We start from the raw sequence: 15,569 nt of genomic DNA, 5'->3' as shown, positions 1-15,569 counted from the left end.
TAGCGCAAGGCGGTCTGGCCTGCCCGGTCGGGCTCACCGCGCGCGGCGCACCGCCTCGGCGAGCGCATCGGCCGCGCCGTCCCAGCCGCGGCCCAGGGCGCGCACCAGCGCCGGATAGCCGTCGTCGTCGAGCTCGGTCTCCACGCGCAGCGGCTCCATGGCCAGCAGTCGCCCCTCGGCGTCGCGCAGCTGCCACTGGCCGCCGATCACGGCCAGGCCGTCGTGGCGGCCCTGGAAGCGGTCGAGCTCCAGGCGCAGGGTGAGGGCACCGGGTTCGCGCGCACCGGCCTCATCCAGCATCACCCGGGTGTCGGGCAGCCGGGCGGCCAGGCGCAGGCGCAGGCCGCGCTCGAGCTGTCGGGCCAGGGCCTCGGCCCACTGGTGGCCGCGGGCCTCCACCAGGGTGATGTCATCCACCTGCATCACCAGGCCGTCCACGTCCAGGTAGTGGGCCAGGCGCGGCGGACGCAGCAGCAGCAGGTGCTCGGCTTCGGCGCCCGCGACGCTACCGACTGCCTCGGGCAGGGTGTAGCGCGCCGGCGCCGGGCTCGAGCTGGCGCAGCCGGCGAGCCCCGCCGTCACCGTCATGGCCGCCAGGGCGGCCAGCATCCATCGCCTCGTCATCGTCTCGTCTCCTTGTCGAAGGCCGTCTTGGGTCGCCTTCTGCCGTCAGTCGCGTCGCGGGGCCCGGGGCATGGGGTCCTCGGTCTCCAGGCTGTCGAAGAGCAGGGCGCGGGGGTTGTCGGACAGGGTGCGCGCCACCGGCTGGATGTCACGCATCAGCCGCTCCAGCCGCTCCACGGCTCCGGTCAGCTCCTGGTAGGCGGCGGAGCCGGGCGACAGCCCCTGCAGGGTGTCACGCAGCTCCGCCAGGGTGGCGTTGAGGTTGGCCGGCACCTCCCGGATGCCCGGGTCGTCGAGCAGCCCCTGCAGGGAGGACGACAGATCGCGGACCTCGCTGAGCATTGCCTCGGAGGCGGCCAGGTTGCGATCGAGGCCGGCCAGCAGCGGTTCGATCTCCAGGTCGTTGAGCTTGGCCAGCAGGTCCGTCACCTGGGCCTCGATCAGCGCGAAGCCGCCCGACACCGTGGGGAAGACGGTCTGCTCGGCGAAGGTCTCCGCCACGTGCTGGCCGGCCAGGTCGCTGTTGAAGTTGAGGTCCACGAACAGCGCCCCGGTGAGCAGGTTGCCACTCTTCAACGAGGCGCGCAGGCCCACGCCGAACAGGCGATCGAAGCGCTCGCGCCACTCGGCGAGATCGACGTCCTGGTTCTCGATCCCGAGTCGCTGGGGCTCGATACGGATCAGTACCGGAATGGAGAAGCCCGCGCGCCCCTCGGGCTGGGGGGCATTGAAGTTCCAGGGCACCGCCGCCACGGTGCCGATGCGGACGCCGCGGAACTCTACCGGAGCGCCGCGGGAGAGGCCGCGAACGGAGTCGTCCACCAGCAGCACGTACTCCAGGTAGCGGTTGAAGGTGCCCTGGCGGGCGCTGTCCTCGTCGGGGTAGAGGTTGAAGGTGACGTCCGGCTCTACCGGGCCGCCCAGGGGGAGGTCCTCGGGCACCCCGAAGGTGACCCCGCCGCCCAGCAGCGCCTCGAAGGACTCCACGTTGACCCGGAAGCCCTCGGAGTCGAGGCGCAGATCGATGCCGCTGGCCGACCAGAAGCGGGTGCTGTCGGTCACCAGGGTGTCGTAGGGTGCCTCGATGAAGATGCGATGCTGCATGCGGCGGGTCTGGGCGTTGAAGGTGGCGTCCTCGACGCGGCCCACGGTATAGCCCTGATAGGTGACCGGGTCGCCGACGCGCAAGGAGTTGCCGAGCTGGCTGATGAGGTTGATGCGCAGGCCGGCCGCACCCGCCGGAGCTATTGGCGGCTGGTCGCTGACCCGAAACTCCCGGGCGGTGATGTCGCTGCCGCCCGGTTCGAGTTGAATGAAGGCCCCGGAGAGCACCGTGCCCAGGCCGCTGATCCCCTCGCGGCCCACTCGCGGCTTGACCACCCAGAAGCGACTGTCCTCCACCAGCATGGCCTCGGTATCAGGGCTCATGCGGGCGGTGATCACCGCCGTGGAGAGATCCTCCGAGAGATTGACCCGCTCGACGCGGCCGACCTGGACGTTGCGGGTCTTGATCAGGGTGCTGCCCGCCTCGATCCCCTCGGCATTGGCCATCACCAGGGTCACCTGGGGACCGCGGCTGCGGTAATTGTCGTAGACCAGCCAGGCCCCGATCAGGATCGCCACGATAGGCACGATCCAGATCGGGGAGAAGCGGGCCTGGGGAGAGGGCTTCGCCCGGTGCAGGTCCTGCTCGGACGCGGCGTCGCCGCGGGGTGCATCGCTCATCCGGGGGTTCCTTGTGAATCCTGGCGAGTGTCTCGTGGGTACTGGCCAGTGCCCTGTGGGTCCTGGAGCGTTCCGCGTGGTTCTCGTCTGGGGGCGGGGCGCGGCAGCGGGGCATCCCAGAGCAGGCGCGGGTCGAAGGTCATGGCTGCCAGCATGGTCATCACCACTACGGCGCCGAAGGCCAGGGCGGCGGGCCCGGGGGTGATCGACATCAGCGAGCCGGCGCGGATCAGCGCCACCAGGATGGCTACCACGAAGATGTCGATCATCGACCAGCGGCCGATGAATTCGGTGAGCCGATACAGCCGGGTGCGGACCGCGGCATTGAGCTCGCTGCTGCGGCTCACCACCAGGCAGAGCCAGGCCAGCGCCACCAGCTTGCCCACCGGCACGATGACGCTGGCGATGAAGATCACCGCGGCCACCGGCCAGGAGCCCATCTGGACCAGTTCCACCACGCCGCCGATGATGGTCGAGGGGCTCGAGTGGCCGAGGCTGGTGGTGGTCATGATCGGGTAGACGTTGGCAGGAATGTACATCACCGCGGCGGCGGCGAGCAGCGCCCAGGTCCGCTGCAGGCTGTGGGGCAGGCGGGCGCGCAGCCGCTCGCCGCAGCGTCGACATCGCCCGTGCCCCCCGGGGTCGAGGCGGTTGACCAGGCCACAGGTGGCACAGCCGGCCAGCCCCTGGGGGGCGGCCGTCTCGCCGGTGCGGGTGCCCTCCGGGGCCCGGGGCTCGCCGGCCAGGGAGAACCACATCCAGTCCGCGTCGATGGATTGGGTGGTGAACAGCAGCAGCAGGGCGAAGACACAGAAGGCCCAGAAGGAGGCGCCCAGTTCGATCTGCGCCATGCCGGCGACCTTGATCAGGCTGACCAGGGCACCAATGATGAAGACATCGGCCATCATCCAGGGGTTGAGCTGGGCCAGGGAGCGGGCGATGGTGCGGCTGGCGGGCAACGGGTCATCGCGCAGCAGGCCAAGCTGCAGCCAGATCACGCCGAGCAGGTAGATCGCCGGCAGCACGATGATGGTGAGGATCACCACACCGGCCACCACCGGCTGATGAAAGCCGATCAGGGTGGTGGCGGTCTGGGAGAGCTCGATGCGGTTGCCCACCCCACCCACGCTGAAGCTGATGAAGGGGAAGGAGAGCGCCATGGCCAGCGCCAGCAGGGCCGATAGTGCCAGCGCCATGCTGCGCTGGGCCGGACGCAGGTGGCGCTTGACCAGAGTGTGCCCGCAGCGTGGGCAGTCGGCCTGCTCGCCGGCGCGAAGGGGGGGGAGGGCGACCACCCAGTCGCACTCCTGGCAGGCGCGCAGGCGACGCCGCGCCCGGGATTCGGGCGGGGTGCGATCGACCCTCGGGGCCTCGGTGGGCAGCGAGGGCATGCGTTCCAGAAGGCGGAAAGGGCGCTGGGCCAAGGGCGACGTCACTCCTGCTGGCGGTACGGTGTCGGGGGCTTCACCCGGGGCGGGTAGCGGCCTACACTCGCCGCCGTACGCGACGGGTCTCGGACAAAAGTGTGACACGTTGGCCCAGCGGGTACCATAGACAAACATGCACCCCTGAATGTACTCGAGGCAGCACGATGATCCTTCCTGCGGTAGCGGTGGTGGCGGGCCTGGTCCTGCTGGTATGGAGCGCCGAGCGCTTCGTGGATGGTGCGGCGGCGACGTCCGCGCGTTTCGGCGTCTCGCCGTTGCTGATCGGCATGCTGGTGATCGGCTTCGGCACCTCCGCGCCTGAGCTGGTGGTGTCGGCGCTGGCGGCGGGGCAGGGCAATCCCGGTCTGGCGCTGGGCAACGCCTATGGTTCCAATATCGCCAACATCGGCCTGATCCTGGGGCTGGTGGCGTTGATCTCGCCCCTGGCGGTGCACTCCGCGGTGGTGCGTCGCGAGATGCCGATCCTGGGCGGGGCGACGCTGCTCTCGGCGCTGCTGATGTGGGGCGGCGTGGTGGGGCGCCTGGAAGGGACGCTGCTGCTGGTGCTGCTGGCGCTCTTCATCGGCACCAGCATCTTCCGAGCCCGTCGCGATGGCGCCGACCCTCTGGGTACCGATACCGAGGAGAGCTTGGCGGAGCACCCCATGTCGATGGCCGCGGGCCTGGCCTGGACGGGCATCGGCCTGGTGCTGCTGGTCATCAGTTCCCGCATTCTGGTGTGGGGGGCGGTGGCCATCGCCCAGGGCTTCGGGGTCAGCGACCTGATCATCGGCCTGACCGTGGTGGCGGTAGGCACCTCGCTACCCGAGCTTGCCTCCTCCATCAGCGCCCTGCGCCGCGGCGAGCATGACCTGGTGCTGGGCAACGTGGTGGGCTCGAACCTCTTCAATACCCTGGGCGTGGTGGGGCTGGCCGCGGTGATTCATCCCATCCAGGTCGGCGCCGAAGTGCTGCTGCGCGACTGGAGCCTGATGGCGGCCATGACCGTGCTGCTGGCGGTGTTCGCCCTGGGCTGGCGCGGCCGGGCGGGTCGCATCAACCGCCTGGAAGGCGCAGTACTGCTGGCGATGTACCTCACTTATACGGCGTGGTTGGTACGCCTGGTGCTGAGCGGAGGCGGTAGCGGATGAGGGGCTGCGACAAGAGGACACACTGACCGGGATCAACTTTCCTCCCGGAAGCGAGTCCTTAATAGTAGGATAACAAGGTTGGCAGAATAAGTTTAGGCCTATCTGTTATGAATGGCGGCCTGTGGCGAGCGCGAATCGATGTCCCGGCTGCTAGGCTGAGTCTGCCATTGGTGTCCAGGTGGAATGCGTCACGGCGGGCCTGAGATGGGCCTGCCGAAGGCACAACACGCATCGTTGCGTGCATCCGCATCCCTTGCGACGTTCCCGAGTCCATCGCCGTCGAGGCTTGCGCCATGGAACTGGATCCCCTCCTGCTGTCACGATTGCAATTCGCCTTCGTGGTCTCCTTTCACGCCATCTTTCCGGTGTTCACCATCGGACTGGCGTCCTATATCGCCCTGCTTCACGGGCTCTTCTATCGCACCGAGAATCCCGTCTGGGATCGCCTGGCCCTGTTCTGGACCCGAGTCTTTGCCGTGGTGTTTGGCATGGGGGTGGTGTCGGGCATCGTGATGTCCTTCCAGTTCGGCACCAACTGGAGCAACTTCTCCTACGCCTCGGCCAACTTCCTGGGGCCCATGCTCAGCTATGAGGTGGTCACGGCCTTCTTCCTGGAAGCGGCCTTCCTCGGCGTGCTGCTCTTCGGCCGCGGCAAGGTGCCCCAGGGGGTCCACCTCCTTGCGGCCTGCATGGTGGCCTTCGGCACCTTCATCTCGTCGTTCTGGATCCTTTCGGCCAACAGCTGGATGCATACCCCTGCTGGGGTGGAACTGGTCGAGGGCAGCTTCCGAGTGCTCTCCTGGGGCGAGGCGATCTTCAACCCCTCCTTCGGCTGGCGCTTCGCCCATATGGTGATGGCCTCCTTCCTGACCGGCGGCTTCGTGGTGGCCGGGGTCAGCGCCTGGTACCTGCTGATTCGGCGCGACGTGGAGGCCAACCGCCGTGCCCTCTCCATGTGCCTGTGGCTACTGCTGGTGCTGACGCCCACCCAGGCGGTGGTGGGCGATTTCCATGGACTGAATACTCTGGAGCATCAGCCCACCAAGGTGGCGGCCATGGAGGGCAACTGGGAGACCCGCGGCAACGTGCCGTTGCTGCTGTTCGCGATTCCCGACCAGGAGGCTCAGACCAACCGTTTCGAACTCGGCATCCCGAGCCTGGCCAGCGTGATTCTCAAGCATGACCCGGCCGGCGTGGTGCCCGGCATCAGCGAGGTGCCCCCGGAGGAGCAGCCGCCGGTGTGGATCGTCTTCTGGGCCTTCCGGGTCATGGTGGGCCTGGGCTTTCTCATGATTGCCGTCTCCATCGCCGGGCTCTGGTTGCGCCGCGGTGGGCGAGTCTATGCGCATCGTGGCTACCTGCAGCTGCTGCGGGTCATGAGCGTGACGCCCTTCATCGCGGTGCTGGCCGGCTGGATCGTGACCGAGGTGGGCCGCGCGCCCTGGCTGGTCTACGGGATGATGAGCCATGCCCAGGGGCTGACGCCGTCGCTGACCGGTGGGATGGCCCTCTTTACGTTGATCGGCTATGTCGCGGTCTACGCCGTGGTGTTCTTCGCCGGGGTCTACTACCTGACCCGAGTGGTGCGCCAGGGCATGCTGCCGGAGGACGCGCGCGACACCGTGGAAGGGGCGGTACACCGCCCCAAGCGGCCGCTCTCCGCAGCGCATGCCACCTTCGACAACGATTCCGCCCCGACCTGGAGGAGATAAGTCATGGAGATGTTCGATCTTTCAGTGATCTGGGCGCTGATCATCGGGTTCGGGGTGATCATGTACGTGGTGATGGACGGCTTCGACCTGGGCCTGGGGATCCTCTATCCCTTCGCCCCGGACGAGGACGCCCGCGATGTGATGATGAACTCGGTGGCCCCGGTATGGGATGGCAACGAGACCTGGCTGGTACTGGGCGGGGCGGGCCTGCTGGGTGCCTTTCCGCTGGTCTACTCGGTGTTCCTGCCGGCGCTCTACATCGGCGTCTTCCTGATGCTGGCGGGGCTGATCTTCCGCGGCGTGGCCTTCGAGTTCCGCTTCAAGTCGCGCAGGAATCGGCGCTGGTGGAACCGCGCCTTCTGCTGGGGCTCGGCGGTGGCGGCCTTCGCCCAGGGGGCCGTGGTGGGTGCCTATATCCAGGGGTTCGCCGTGGAGGACTTCGTCTATGTGGGCGGTGCCCTGGACTGGCTGACCCCCTTCACCATCCTGACCGGTCTGGGGCTGATGACCGGTTATGCGCTGCTCGGCGCCACCTGGCTGATCCTCAAGTCCGAGGGGCATGTTCAGGCATGGGCCTACCGCATCACCCCGGCGCTACTGGCGGCGGTGATGGTGGTGTTTGTGGCCATCAGCCTCTGGACGCCCTTCGTCAACCCGCTGGTCTGGGCGCGCTGGTTCGATCATATCCAGCTGATCTGGGTGCTGCCGGCTCTGGCGCTGGCCTGTGCCGTCTGGCTGTGGAGTGCGGTCCGCCGCCGTCAGGAGGGTCAGCCCTTCGCTGCCACCCTGGGCATGTTCATCTTCACCTACCTGGGTCTGATAGCCAGCAAGTGGCCGGTGATCGTGCCGCCCAACTACACCATCTGGGACGCCGCCTCGGCCCCGGAATCGCAGTTGTTCCTGCTGATTGGTGTGCTGTTCGTGATTCCCATCGTGCTGGCCTACACCGCCTGGACCTACTGGGTCTTCCGCGGCAAGGTCAAGGTGGGCGAAGGCTACCACTGACCCATGGCCACTCCTGAAGCCACCCGCGGCGGACGCGACGTCCGCCGCTGGCTGAATGTGCTCGCCGCTCGAGAGCGGCGCCATCTGGGCCTGGCGGTGGTGGCCGGGGTGGTCGCCACCCTGGCCACTCTGGGGCAGCTGGCCCTGCTGGCACGAGTGATCAGCCAGCTGCTGGTCGATCAGGCGGCCCTGGTGTCGCAGTTGCCGGCCGTCGCCGCCATGGTCGGCCTGCTGCTGGTCCGGGCCCTGGCGCTCTACGGCCAGGAGCAGCTTGGCCAGGCGGCGAGCCTCGGTATCCGCTCGCGGGTGCGCGATGAGCTGCTCGATCACCTGGAAAGGCTCGGGCCGGGTTGGCTGGCTGGCCGCCACTCCGCGGCGCTGGCCAGCCAGCTGGTCGAGCAGGTCGAGGCGCTGGATGGCTACTTCGCTCGCTTTCGCCCTCAGCTTGCGCTTTCGGTGCTGGCCCCTCTGCTGGTGCTGGGGGTGGCGCTATGGCTGGACTGGCTGGCGGCACTCTTCCTGCTGCTGGCCGCGCCGTTGATCCCGCTATTCATGGCGCTGGTGGGGATGGGCGCCGAGCGCCTCAATCGGGAGCAGTTCGAGGCGGTGGCCCAGCTCTCCGGCCACTTCATCGACCGGGTGCGTGCCATCACCACCCTGCAGCTGTTCGGCCGGGCGCAAGGCGCGACCGCCGAGGTCCACGCCGCCGCCGACGACTACCGCCGGCGCAGCATTCGCACCCTGCGCGTTGCCTTCCTCTCCTCGGCGGTGCTGGAGTTCTTCGCCTCGGTGGCCATCGCCGTGGTGGCCATCTACGTGGGCTTCGGGCTGCTCGGCTACATCACCTATGGCCCCTCACCCGAGCTCACGCTGTTCAGCGGCCTGCTGGTACTGCTGTTGGCGCCGGAGTTCTTCCAGCCGCTGCGCACCCTGGCTCAGCACTATCACGACCGAGCCGCCGCCCTGGGGGCCGCCGATGGCCTGCTGGCGATCCTCGAGGCGCGACCCGACCCGGTGCGTGAAGTCGATGCGACTCTTCCTCAGGCGCCCGGTGCCCTGCTGGAGCTCCGGGGCGCCTGCGTCACTCATCCCGGCCGCGGCCGGGTGCTGGGGCCGCTGGATCTGCGCCTGATGCCCGGTGAGGTGGTGGCGCTGACCGGGCCCTCGGGCGTCGGGAAGTCCTCCCTGCTGCAGCTGCTGGCGGGCTTCATCGGCCCGGGGAGCGGAGATCGGCGCATGGCCAACGACACCTCCTTCGCCTGGATGGATCAGCGTCCCCTGCTGGTCCAGGGCAGCCTGGCCGACAACCTGCGCCTGGCCGCCCCGGAGGCGTCGGCCCGGGCCATGAGGGAGGCACTGGGCAAGGCCGGCCTGGGAGAACGAGTCGAGGCGCTGCCCGAGGGGCTGGAGACAGCCATCGGCGAGCGGGGGGTCGGGCTCTCCGGCGGCCAGGCCCAGCGCCTGGCGCTGGCAAGGGTGTTCCTGTCCGAGTCCCCCCTGGTGCTGCTGGATGAGCCCACCGCCAGCCTGGATGCCGAGACCGAGGCCCAGGTGATCCTGGCGCTTCAGGCACTGGCACAGGAGGGCCGTACCCTGGTGATTGCCACCCATCATCCAGCGCTGATCGCTATGGCGAGCCGGCACCTGGCGATCGACGTGGGCAGCGTCACGGAGGTGACCCATGGCTGATCGCCGGTCTGATGCAACGTTGTTGGCGGCACTGCGGCCCTGGTTGGCGCTGCTCACCCGACGACGCGGGCGACTGGTGGCCGGCGCCGGACTGATGGCGATGACCCTGGCCTCCGCCATCGGCCTGCTGGCGCTCTCCGGCTGGTTCATCACCGCCACGGGGCTGACCGGACTGCTGCTGGCGGCGGGGGTGGCCGCCAGCCTGGAGGTCTATGTGCCGGGTGGCGGCATCCGTTTCTTCGCGGTGTCGCGCACCCTGTCGCGCTACCTGGAGCGGCTCTATAACCACGATACGGTGCTGCGCCTGCTGGCCGACCTGCGTGCCCGGCTATTCGGCGTCTTGACGCGCCTCGATGGCCAGGCCCTGTCACGGCGCCGCGCCAGCGACTGGCTCAACCGCCTGACCGCGGATGTCGATACCCTGGACAGCCTCTACCTGCGCCTGCTGGCACCGGCGGCGGTGGGAATGCTGGCGATCCTTGGCCTCTCCGGCTTCCTGGCCCTCTTCGCGCCGCGGGTCGGCCTGGCCGCCGGCGCCTTGCTGCTGGTCGGCTGGCTTTGGCTGACCCTGGGCCAGGCGCGGCTGGGGCTTTCCGCCAGTCGGCGCCAGGTGAATGAACTGGAGGCCCTGCGCGGACGCCTGGTGGAGCAGCTGCAGGGAATGGCGGAGCTGGAGGCCTACGGCAGCCTGGCAAGCCACCGGCGCGAGCTCACGGCCATCGAGGCGCGGCTCTACCGCGGTCAGCGCCGTCTGGGCGTGGGCGTGGCCCTGGGCAATGCCGTGGCCAGCCTGCTGGTGGGGCTCGCCATGCTGCTGGCGCTGTGGTTGGCGAGTCAGGCCTGGGTGGCCGGCCAGCTCTCCGGCCCACTGATGGTGATGATGCCGATCGCCATGCTGGCCATGAGCGAGGCCCTGGCCGGGCTGCCGGCGGCCTTTACCTGGCTGGGTGCCACCTGGGGTGCCGCCGAACGTCTCAATGAACTGGAAGCCCGCGCCGAGAGGCCGTCGCCGGCCGCCGCCGTCGGTGGCATCCCCGAGTTGACAGTTGGCCCGCTGTCCGTCGAGCTCGAGCGGGTGACCCTGCACTACCCCGGCGCCCTGACGCCGGCCCTCGATGACCTCTCCCTGCGCCTGGCCCCTGGCGAGCGGCTGGCGCTTTGCGGCGCCTCCGGGGCCGGCAAGTCCAGCGTGGCGGATCTGCTGCTGCGCCAGCTCACGCCGGATGCAGGTGCGCTGCGGCTGGGGGGAGTGGCCATCGCGGCCTGGCCCGAGGTGGCGCTTCGCCAGCGGGTCGCCGCCTTGACCCAGCGTATCGATCTGCTCGATGACAGCCTGGCCGCCAACCTGCGCCTGGCCGCGCCCGAGGCCGACGAGGACGCACTCTGGCGGGCGCTGGCCTGGGTGGGGCTCGACGGTTGGGTCGAGGGCCTTGCCGAGGGGCTGGCGACCCGGGTGGGCGAGGGCGGTCAGCGTGTCTCGGGGGGGCAGGCACGGCGGCTGGCGATGGCGCGCCTGCACCTGCGCGACCCCGGCCTGGTGATTCTCGACGAGCCCTTCGCGGGCCTGGACGCCGCCACTGCGGCGGCTCTCGCTTCCCGGCTCGACGCCTGGCTCGAGGGCCGCAGCGTGCTCTACCTGGTGCACCAGCTCGAGTGTGGCCCCTTCCAGCCGCCGGGCATCGACCGGTTGCTGACGTTGATGGAGGGCAGGCGGGTGAAAGGAAGTCTGGTGACATCAGGCCAGGTGACGGAGTGATAGCACGTGGAATCAGCGCGTGGAATCCGCGCGTGGAAGCCCAGGCTTTGCGCGGAGCCGCAGTCTATATCAGGATGGAGTCAACGACACAGGATGAGATATACCATGCGCGACTTCCTCACGCGCCTGCCCAAGGCCGAGCTGCACCTGCATATCGAAGGTTCCCTGGAGCCCGAGCTGATGTTCGCTCTCGCCGAGCGCAATGGTGTCGCGCTGCCTTATGCCTCGGTAGAGGAGGCCCGGGCCGCCTATGATTTCACCGACCTGCAGTCATTTCTCGACCTCTACTATCAGGGCATGAGCGTGCTGCGCACCGCCGAGGACTTCCACGACCTGGCCATGGACTACTTCCGTCGCGCTCACGCCGAGGGGGTGGTGCACGTGGAGATGCACTTCGACCCCCAGGCCCACCGGGTGCGCGGTGTCGAGCTGCCCGTGGTGATGGAGGGGCTCTCCCTGGCCAGGCGCCACGCCGAGCGCGAGCTGGGGCTCTCCACGGCGCTGATCATGGCCTTCCTGCGCGACCGGGATGCCGCCGAGGCGATGGTGCTGCTGGAGGAGGCCGCCCCCTACTGGGAGATGCTCGATGCCGTGGGGTTGGACAGCGCGGAGCGCGGCCATCCGCCCTCGAAGTTTGTCGAGGTGTTCGAGCGGGCCGCGCGGCTGGGGATTCCCCGGGTGGCTCATGCCGGGGAGGAAGGGCCGCCGGCGTACATTCGCGAGGCGCTGGATCTGCTCGATGTCTGCCGCATCGACCATGGGGTGCGCTGCCTGGAGGACCCTGCGCTGGTGGCGCGACTGCGCGACGAGGGCATGGTGCTGACCGTCTGCCCCCTCTCCAACGTGCGGCTGAAGGTGGTGGAGCGCCTCGAGGAGCACCCGCTGCCCCGGCTGCTGGATGCCGGCCTGCGGGTTACCCTCAACTCCGACGATCCGGCCTACTTCGGCGGCGGTGTGCTGGACAACTACCTGGCCTGCCAGCGCGCCTTCGGCTGGGGCGAGGCTACCTTCATTCAGCTGGCCGGCACTGCCATCGAGGCAGCCTTCGTCAGTGACCGGCGGCGCCTGGCGCTGCGCCGCCAGCTCGCCGACAGCGTCTGACGCTCCCTCGACCCCTGAAGTGGTCTCCGGCCCCCTCAGCCGCATCGCCCCATAAGGCCTTGCCCAAAAAAACCGCCCCCCGGCCTGGCCGGGGGGCGGTGTTGCTACACGATTTCCTGACGGGCGTTTCGGGTTACGGCAGGGCCGGTATCTCGAGGGCGGGCATCTCGCCGGTCAGGGTGTGCAGGAAGTCGGTGATGTCGGCGATGGTCTGCTCCTCGAAGTCGCGACCCAGCATCTCGCTGCCCATGATGGCAACGGCCTCCTCCAGGGTCTCGGTGGCGCCGTTGTTCATGTAGGGGTAGGTCACGCCGACGTTGCGCAGGGTCGGCGTGCGGAACTTGTACATGTCCGCTTCGTCGCCGGTGACCTCAAAGCGGCCCACGTCGGTGGAGCCCGGCACCTGGATGCGGTGGAAGTTGCTGTCGGTCATTGCCGGGCCGCTGTGGCAGGCGATGCAGCCGTTGTCCACGAAGGCCACCATGCCGTCCTTCTCCTGCTGGTTCAGGGCGTTCTGGTCGCCGCGCAGATAGCGGTCGAAGGGCGAGTTGGGGGTGTTCAGGGTGCGCTGGAAGCTGGCCAGCGCCATGGCCAGGTTGTCGGCGTTGATCGAGTCGGCGTCGTCCGGGTAGGCCGCGGCGAACTTCTCCTGATAGAGATCGAACCCGGTCAGGCGCTCGAGGGCGGTGTCGAGGTCCATGGCCATTTCCACGTCGGCTTCGATGGGTCCGAGAGCCTGGCCTTCCAAATCCGGCTCGCGACCGTCCCAGAACTGGGAACCCAGGAAGCCGGAGTTCAGTACGGTAGGCGTGTTGCGTTCGCCGATCTGGCCGTCGTGGCCGGTAGCGCGCGGGATGCGGTCCGCCCAGCCCAGTGCCGGGTTGTGGCAGGTGGCGCAGCTGATCACGCCACTGGACGAGATGCGCGGCTCGAAGAACATCATCTTGCCGAGTTCGACCTTTTCGGGTGTCAAAGAGTTGTCGGCGGGAATCGGCGGGAAGTGGGGCAGCGGCTCGAAGCGGTCGCGGTAGTCGCCGAGGCCGTCGTCGGCCATGGCCGGTGCGGCGATGGCGACGGCAGAGCCCAGGGCGATGGCCGAGGCCAGCAGGCGGTTCTTGATCATGGTTGTTCCCCTTGTTGCGTTGACATCGGTCGGCGACTTTCATAACGGCCGCTTAACCTTATGCCTGCAAGTTAGCTACAGGGGTTAACGCAAATCAACCCAGTAGAACCGTCGGAAAAGAGAGTGACTTGAGCTGCGTCAAGTTTTGACAACGGTTCGCCCTCGTCGCTGGACGAGATCCCATGCCATCCGTGAAGCTATCGCGACAGGCGCGTGTCGGCACCGACGCTGGGTGATCGAAACCGGCTCGCTCCTTGCCCGCCGTCCGTTGGAGACTGACATCATGCCTCGCTACCGCTATCCTGCCATCCCCGAATCCGAGGTCACCCCCCGCGCGCTGTTCGAGCGGCGTCGCCGCTTTCTCAAGGGCACTCTCAGGGGCGGTGCGGCCCTGGGCGCGGCTGCCCTGGCGCCCGGGCTGCTGTTCTCGCCCGCCGCCCAGGCCTGGCGCGAGGGCCTGGAGGCGCGCCTCGAGGAGTCACTGCCCCGTCATGAGCTGGCCGGCGGCGAGTCGCTGACCGAGTTTCGCGACGCCACCACCTACAACAACTTCTACGAGTTCGGCACCCGCAAGAGCGACCCGGAGGTCTACGCCCACCGACTGGTCACCGACCCCTGGTCGGTGACCATCGAGGGCGAGGTGGAAAAGCCCGGCACTCTTGCCCTGGAGGAGATCCTCGCCGAACAGACGCTGGAAGAGCGCATCTATCGTCTGCGCTGCGTGGAGGGCTGGTCCATGGTGATTCCCTGGATCGGCTTTCCGCTGGCCGAGCTGCTCAAGCGCCATGCGCCCACCTCGCGGGCGAAGTACGTGGTCTTCGAGTCGCTCCTCGACCCCGACAACCTGCGCGGCCAGCGGCGCTCGATCATCGAGTGGCCCTACCGCGAGGCGCTGCGCATCGATGAGGCGATGCACCCGCTGACGCTGATGGCGGTGGGCATGTATGGCGAGGTGATGCCCAACCAGAACGGCGCACCGATTCGCCTGGTGGTGCCCTGGAAGTACGGCTTCAAGAGCATCAAGTCGGTGGTCAGGATCCGCCTGGTCGAGGAGCAGCCCACCACCTCCTGGATCGACCAGAACCCCGAGGAGTACGGCTTCTATGCCAACGTGAATCCCGAGGTGGACCACCCGCGCTGGTCCCAGGCCCGGGAGCGGCGCATCGGCGAGAGCGGGCGTCGCGAGACGCTGATGTTCAACGGCTACGCCGATGAGGTGGCCGAGCTCTATGCCGGCATGGATCTCGACCGACACTTCTGATAGGAGCCTCGATGCTGGATGCGTCACAGCGAATCCTTGCCTTTCGCCTGCTGGTGCTGCTGGCGGGCAGCCTACCCGCGGTGTGGCTGGTCTGGCAGTGGTTCTTCGGTGATCTGGGGGCGGTGCCCGCCGAGGCGGTGGTGCACGTCACCGGCCGCACCGGTCTGACCCTGCTGGTTGCCACCATCGCCTTCAGCCCGGCCTTTCGCTTCACCGGCTGGGTGGGCTTCATGATTGCCCGGCGCCAGATCGGCCTGTGGGCCTTCTTCTGGCTGCTGGCCCATATGCTGGCCTGGATGGGCCTCGACCAGTACTGGGACTGGCCCTGGATCCGTCGCGAGATGGTGGCGCTGCCCTATATCCGCTACGGGGTGGCGGCGCTGCTACTGCTGGTGCCGCTGGCGCTCACTTCCTTCCGGTACACCCAGAAGGCCATGGGCTACACTGCCTGGCACTGGCTCCACCGCCTGGTGTACGTGTCGGCGGCACTGGGTGTGATTCATCTGTGGATCCTGACCCGTGCCGACTACCTCATGGCCATGGCCTTCGCGGTGGCGGTGGCCGCCCTGGCACTGTTCCGGGTCGTGGATGCCTTGCTGGGAGGAAAACGACATGCGTAGTGGCTCGAGTAGCGGGGCGATGAGCGGGTTCGCCGCTTGCCTGCTGATGGCCACGCTGGCCGCGGGCATGGCCCAGGCCAGCGGGGCCACGGAGGACGAGGCGATGATCGACCTGGCCTGGGACAGCGGTTGCTTCAACTGCCACGACCTTGACGACACCCTGCGGGGACCGGCCTGGCGCGACGTGGCCGAGCGCTATCGTGACGATGACGAGGCCCTCGCGCGCCTGGTGGTCACGGTGCGCGAGGGGGGCAGTGGCAACTGGGGTGAGGAGCGGATGACCCCGAACCGCCGCGTCGCCGAAGAGGATATCGAGCGGCTGGTGAGCTGGCTGCTCAGCCTGCCGCCGGCCGAGGACGAGGACGAGGACTGACG

The 15,569-nt window shown here is 68.4% G+C and carries 13 protein-coding genes; 9 read left to right on the top strand and 4 right to left on the bottom strand.

Features of this window, described 5'->3' with window-relative positions:
- Positions 1 to 33: 33 nt before the first annotated feature.
- From ACM26W_RS10680 to ACM26W_RS10670, 3 genes are read right to left on the bottom strand one after another with little or no spacing between them, the layout of a single operon-like run.
- A complete protein-coding gene (locus ACM26W_RS10680) occupies positions 34 to 624 on the bottom strand; it encodes a PqiC family protein (RefSeq protein WP_416136983.1) in 591 nt (196 codons plus the stop codon).
- Positions 625 to 669: 45 nt separating this feature from the next.
- Positions 670 to 2,349 (bottom strand): intermembrane transport protein PqiB, encoded by a 1,680-nt coding sequence (gene pqiB, locus ACM26W_RS10675; protein ID WP_416136982.1) that lies wholly within the window; start codon positions 2,347 to 2,349, stop codon positions 670 to 672.
- Positions 2,346 to 3,740: a PqiA/YebS family transporter subunit gene (locus ACM26W_RS10670; RefSeq protein ID WP_416140860.1), complete on the bottom strand. Its 1,395-nt coding sequence runs from the start codon at positions 3,738 to 3,740 to the stop codon at positions 2,346 to 2,348. Before ACM26W_RS10670 ends, pqiB begins: the two co-directional genes overlap by 4 nt.
- Before the next feature lie 200 nt (positions 3,741 to 3,940).
- On the opposite strand from ACM26W_RS10670, the gene ACM26W_RS10665 reads away from it, so the two are divergent.
- The 6 genes from ACM26W_RS10665 to ACM26W_RS10640 all read left to right on the top strand — a co-directional run bounded on the left by ACM26W_RS10665 (position 3,941) and on the right by ACM26W_RS10640 (position 12,190).
- Positions 3,941 to 4,927: a calcium/sodium antiporter gene (locus ACM26W_RS10665; RefSeq protein WP_416136981.1), complete on the top strand. Its 987-nt coding sequence runs from the start codon at positions 3,941 to 3,943 to the stop codon at positions 4,925 to 4,927.
- Positions 4,928 to 5,220: 293 nt separating this feature from the next.
- On the top strand, positions 5,221 to 6,639 hold the full coding sequence (locus ACM26W_RS10660) for a cytochrome ubiquinol oxidase subunit I (RefSeq protein WP_416136980.1): 1,419 nt from the start codon (positions 5,221 to 5,223) through the stop codon (positions 6,637 to 6,639).
- Between the two features lie 3 nt (positions 6,640 to 6,642).
- The gene (gene cydB, locus ACM26W_RS10655; RefSeq protein ID WP_416136979.1) at positions 6,643 to 7,644 is read left to right on the top strand and encodes a cytochrome d ubiquinol oxidase subunit II; all 1,002 of its coding nucleotides are present in this window, start codon (positions 6,643 to 6,645) and stop codon (positions 7,642 to 7,644) included.
- A 3-nt stretch (positions 7,645 to 7,647) separates the two neighbouring features.
- Positions 7,648 to 9,333 (top strand): thiol reductant ABC exporter subunit CydD, encoded by a 1,686-nt coding sequence (cydD, locus tag ACM26W_RS10650; protein ID WP_416136978.1) that lies wholly within the window; start codon positions 7,648 to 7,650, stop codon positions 9,331 to 9,333.
- Positions 9,326 to 11,089 (top strand): thiol reductant ABC exporter subunit CydC, encoded by a 1,764-nt coding sequence (gene cydC, locus ACM26W_RS10645; protein WP_416136977.1) that lies wholly within the window; start codon positions 9,326 to 9,328, stop codon positions 11,087 to 11,089. The genes cydD and cydC overlap by 8 nt, the downstream gene beginning before the upstream one ends.
- A gap of 105 nt (positions 11,090 to 11,194) precedes the next feature.
- The gene (locus ACM26W_RS10640; protein WP_416136976.1) at positions 11,195 to 12,190 is read left to right on the top strand and encodes an adenosine deaminase; all 996 of its coding nucleotides are present in this window, start codon (positions 11,195 to 11,197) and stop codon (positions 12,188 to 12,190) included.
- Between the two features lie 133 nt (positions 12,191 to 12,323).
- On the opposite strand, the gene ACM26W_RS10635 is transcribed toward ACM26W_RS10640, so the two are convergent.
- Positions 12,324 to 13,313, bottom strand: coding sequence for a cytochrome-c peroxidase (locus tag ACM26W_RS10635; protein ID WP_416136975.1), 990 nt, complete (start codon positions 13,311 to 13,313; stop codon positions 12,324 to 12,326).
- 283 nt (positions 13,314 to 13,596) lie between these two features.
- Between ACM26W_RS10635 and msrP the strand changes: the two genes are divergently transcribed.
- From msrP to ACM26W_RS10620, 3 genes are read left to right on the top strand one after another with little or no spacing between them, the layout of a single operon-like run.
- Entirely contained in the window at positions 13,597 to 14,574 is a 978-nt protein-coding gene (msrP, locus tag ACM26W_RS10630) for a protein-methionine-sulfoxide reductase catalytic subunit MsrP (RefSeq protein ID WP_416136974.1), read from the top strand.
- 11 nt (positions 14,575 to 14,585) lie between these two features.
- On the top strand, positions 14,586 to 15,194 hold the full coding sequence (locus tag ACM26W_RS10625; protein WP_416136973.1) for a sulfite oxidase heme-binding subunit YedZ: 609 nt from the start codon (positions 14,586 to 14,588) through the stop codon (positions 15,192 to 15,194).
- Positions 15,187 to 15,567 carry a c-type cytochrome gene (locus ACM26W_RS10620; RefSeq protein ID WP_416136972.1) on the top strand — a complete coding sequence of 127 codons (381 nt, stop codon included), beginning with the start codon at positions 15,187 to 15,189 and terminating at the stop codon, positions 15,565 to 15,567. The genes ACM26W_RS10625 and ACM26W_RS10620 overlap by 8 nt, the downstream gene beginning before the upstream one ends.
- Positions 15,568 to 15,569: the final 2 nt, after the last annotated feature.

This window comes from Halomonas sp. HK25 (assembly GCF_047795635.1).
Lineage (GTDB): Bacteria > Pseudomonadota > Gammaproteobacteria > Pseudomonadales > Halomonadaceae > Halomonas.
Note: the sequence above shows the minus strand (reverse complement) of the source record. Positions and strands in the feature narration are given on the sequence as shown.

Coding starts and splice junctions, on each gene's coding strand:
- ACM26W_RS10670 (WP_416140860.1), bottom strand. CDS start 3,740: ATGCCCTCGCTGCCCACCGAGGCCCCGAGGGTCGATCGCACCCCGCCC.
- ACM26W_RS10625 (WP_416136973.1), top strand. CDS start 14,586: ATGCTGGATGCGTCACAGCGAATCCTTGCCTTTCGCCTGCTGGTGCTG.
- ACM26W_RS10660 (WP_416136980.1), top strand. CDS start 5,221: ATGGAACTGGATCCCCTCCTGCTGTCACGATTGCAATTCGCCTTCGTG.
- cydD (WP_416136978.1), top strand. CDS start 7,648: ATGGCCACTCCTGAAGCCACCCGCGGCGGACGCGACGTCCGCCGCTGG.
- cydC (WP_416136977.1), top strand. CDS start 9,326: ATGGCTGATCGCCGGTCTGATGCAACGTTGTTGGCGGCACTGCGGCCC.
- ACM26W_RS10620 (WP_416136972.1), top strand. CDS start 15,187: ATGCGTAGTGGCTCGAGTAGCGGGGCGATGAGCGGGTTCGCCGCTTGC.
- cydB (WP_416136979.1), top strand. CDS start 6,643: ATGGAGATGTTCGATCTTTCAGTGATCTGGGCGCTGATCATCGGGTTC.
- ACM26W_RS10640 (WP_416136976.1), top strand. CDS start 11,195: ATGCGCGACTTCCTCACGCGCCTGCCCAAGGCCGAGCTGCACCTGCAT.
- pqiB (WP_416136982.1), bottom strand. CDS start 2,349: ATGAGCGATGCACCCCGCGGCGACGCCGCGTCCGAGCAGGACCTGCAC.
- ACM26W_RS10665 (WP_416136981.1), top strand. CDS start 3,941: ATGATCCTTCCTGCGGTAGCGGTGGTGGCGGGCCTGGTCCTGCTGGTA.
- ACM26W_RS10635 (WP_416136975.1), bottom strand. CDS start 13,313: ATGATCAAGAACCGCCTGCTGGCCTCGGCCATCGCCCTGGGCTCTGCC.
- ACM26W_RS10680 (WP_416136983.1), bottom strand. CDS start 624: ATGACGAGGCGATGGATGCTGGCCGCCCTGGCGGCCATGACGGTGACG.
- msrP (WP_416136974.1), top strand. CDS start 13,597: ATGCCTCGCTACCGCTATCCTGCCATCCCCGAATCCGAGGTCACCCCC.